Origin of the sequence: Mesorhizobium sp. M7A.F.Ca.US.014.04.1.1 (assembly GCF_003998745.1) — a bacterium.
GTDB classification, from domain to species: domain Bacteria; phylum Pseudomonadota; class Alphaproteobacteria; order Rhizobiales; family Rhizobiaceae; genus Mesorhizobium; species Mesorhizobium ciceri.
Genome location: NZ_RZRW01000705.1, coordinates 1 through 2,665, shown reverse-complemented (window position 1 = coordinate 2,665; position 2,665 = coordinate 1). Strand labels below are relative to the sequence as shown.

The following is a 2,665-nucleotide window of genomic DNA, read 5'->3' as shown; positions in this document are numbered from 1 at the left end:
GGCGGGTAGGTCGGCAAGACCGAGCCTGATGGCAAGTGCCGAGGAGCCGAACACGCCGACCAGCTTGCCGACCACCAGGCCGGCGGCGACACCCAGCGTCAACGGCTCGATCAGCGCGCCAAAGCTCAGGCCGGCGAGCGAAACGCCGGCATTGGCAAAGCCGAAGATCGGGATGACGACGAAAGCCACAATCTTGTGCAGGCCGTGCTCGAGCCGGTGCAGCGGCGAACGGTCCAGATCGTGACCGATCCCGGCGGAGCGCTCAAGCGGGATGGTCAGCGCCAGCGCCACGCCGGCAAGCGTTGCATGGACGCCAGATTTCAGCACCAGAACCCACAGGACGACGCCCAGAACGAGATAGGGCACAAGCGTCATCACCCGCATGCGGTTGAGCACGACAAGCGCGGCAATGATTGCGAAGGCGGCACCCAGATAAGCCAGCGACAAGCCGCTGGTGTAGAAGATGGCGATGATGATGACGGCACCGAGGTCGTCGATGATGGCCAATGCTGTGAGGAACACCTTCAGCGAAGCCGGCACGCGGCTGCCGAGCAGCGACAGCACGCCGAGCGCAAAAGCTATGTCGGTGGCGGTCGGGATCGCCCAGCCGGACAGGGCGGCCGCATTGTTGCGGTTGACGGCGACATAGACGAGTGCCGGAACCAGCATGCCGCCGGCGGCGGCGATGCCGGGCAGCACGCGCCGAGGCCAGGTGGAGAGCTGGCCGTCCAGCATCTCGCGCTTGATCTCCAGCCCGACGAGCAGGAAGAACACCGCCATCAGCCCGTCATTGACCCAGTGCGAGACGCTGAGCGGGCCGAGATAGGCGTGGAGCACGGAGAAATAGGTTTCGGCGAGCGGCGAGTTGGCGACGATCAACGCAAGTGCCGCCGCCGCCATCAGGATGATGCCGCCGGCCGCTTCGCTATCGAGAAATTCGCGGAAGACGGAAATCGGCCGCTGCTTCAGATCCTGCATGTCGCCTCCGTCATGCCGCCTGTTTCGGCGGGTTTCAATCGGCAAGATGGCAAACGGTGGCCTTAACGCGGCGCGCGCTTTGCCAGTATGCGCTGCAAGGTGCGACGGTGCATGTTGAGCCGGCGCGCTGTCTCGGAGACGTTGCGCTCGCACATCTCATAGACGCGCTGGATATGCTCCCATCGGACGCGGTCGGCCGACATCGGGTTTTCCGGCGGCGCCGCGCGCTCGCCGGCGGTGCGGGTGAGTGCGGCGAAGATATCATCGGCGTCGGCGGGCTTGGAGAGATAATCGACCGCACCGAGCTTCACCGCGGTCACCGCGGTGGCGATGTTGCCATAGCCGGTCAGGATGATGGTGCGGGAATCCTCGCGCTTTTCGCGGATGGCCGCGACCACGTCGAGGCCGTTGCCGTCGCCGAGCCGCATGTCGACCACGGCGTAGGCGGGCGGATTGGCGCGCGCCTTGGCAACCGCCTCCTCGACGCTCTCGGCCGTCTCGACCACGAAGCCCCTGGCTTCCATGGCGCGGGCCAGACGCGTGAGGAACGGCTTGTCGTCATCGACGACAAGCAGCGAGGTGTCCTCGCCTTCAACCATTGCGCCAATATTCTCGTCGCCTGTCATAGTCTCAAAATTCCTGCTGCCTTAATTTTACGCAAATATAGTTCCTGAGCCTCCTTGTCCAATTTTTAGAGGTCCTTCAAGGCTCTCAGGCAGTGTCGAACATGCTGGCCGAAGTGATTTCCGGATTGAGGAACACACCACGCGGCCACGATATCTGGACCATGGCGCCCTCGCCCAGGCCACCCGAATTGCGGAAATCGAGCACGGCACCAGAGCGTTCGAGCAGGGTCTTGGCGATGAACAGGCCGAGGCCCAGACCACCGCCGGTTTCATTGCCCTGGCGCGTCGACATATAGGGCTCGCCGATGCGGTCGATGATCTCGGCCGGAAAACCGGGGCCGTCATCGACGATCGAGAAGGTGACGGTGGCCTCGTCCCAGCTCCAGCGCACGGTGACGCTTTTGCGGGCGAAATCGACCGCGTTCTCGACCAGGTTGCCGAGGCCGTAGATGACGCCCGGATTGCGCTGCCCGACCGGCTCGGGGCCGATGCGTTCGCCGGGCCGAAGCTTGATCGAGATGCCGAAGTCCCGGTGCGGCGCGGTGACCTCCTCGACCAGCGATGTCAATGGCAGCCGCGAAAGATGCGCCTCACCCTCCGAGGACAGGCTGGTCAGCCGCTTGAGAATCTCGCGGCAACGCTCGCTCTGCGAACGCAACAGCGTCACGTCTTCCCCATATTTCGGATCCTTGCCGAGCGCCTTTTCCATCTCCTTGGCGACAAGCGCGATGGTGGCGAGCGGCGTGCCGAGCTCGTGCGCGGCCGCGGCGGCCAGCCCGTCGAGCGCCGAAAGGTGTTGCTCGCGCTGCAGCACCAGCTCTGTTGCGGCGAGCGCATTGGCCAGAAGCCGGGCTTCGGCTGCCACCCGAAAAGCATATATGGCGGTGAAGGCGATCGAGGACAGCACCGCCATCCACATGCCGGCGACATAGAGAAAAGGCATGGCCAGCGGCGCATCCTCCTGCCAGGGCAGCGGCAGATGGACAAAGACCAGACAGGTCGCCGCCGACATGACCAGCCCGCCGAGGATGGCAGTCAGGCGCAGGGGCAGCCATGTCACC

3 protein-coding genes are annotated in these 2,665 nt (G+C 64.7%); all 3 read right to left on the bottom strand.

Annotated elements, in window-relative coordinates; translation table 11 throughout:
* Positions 1-978 (bottom strand): Na+/H+ antiporter NhaA (nhaA, locus tag EOA22_RS30265; protein WP_127390461.1); only part of this gene is annotated, 978 nt, incomplete at its 3' end.
* 62 nt (positions 979-1,040) lie between these two features.
* Entirely contained in the window at positions 1,041-1,604 is a 564-nt protein-coding gene (locus EOA22_RS30260; RefSeq protein WP_013528072.1) for an ActR/PrrA/RegA family redox response regulator transcription factor, read from the bottom strand.
* Between the two features lie 85 nt (positions 1,605-1,689).
* On the bottom strand, positions 1,690-2,665 hold a 976-nt coding region (locus EOA22_RS30255; RefSeq protein ID WP_164756022.1), incomplete at its 5' end, for an ActS/PrrB/RegB family redox-sensitive histidine kinase.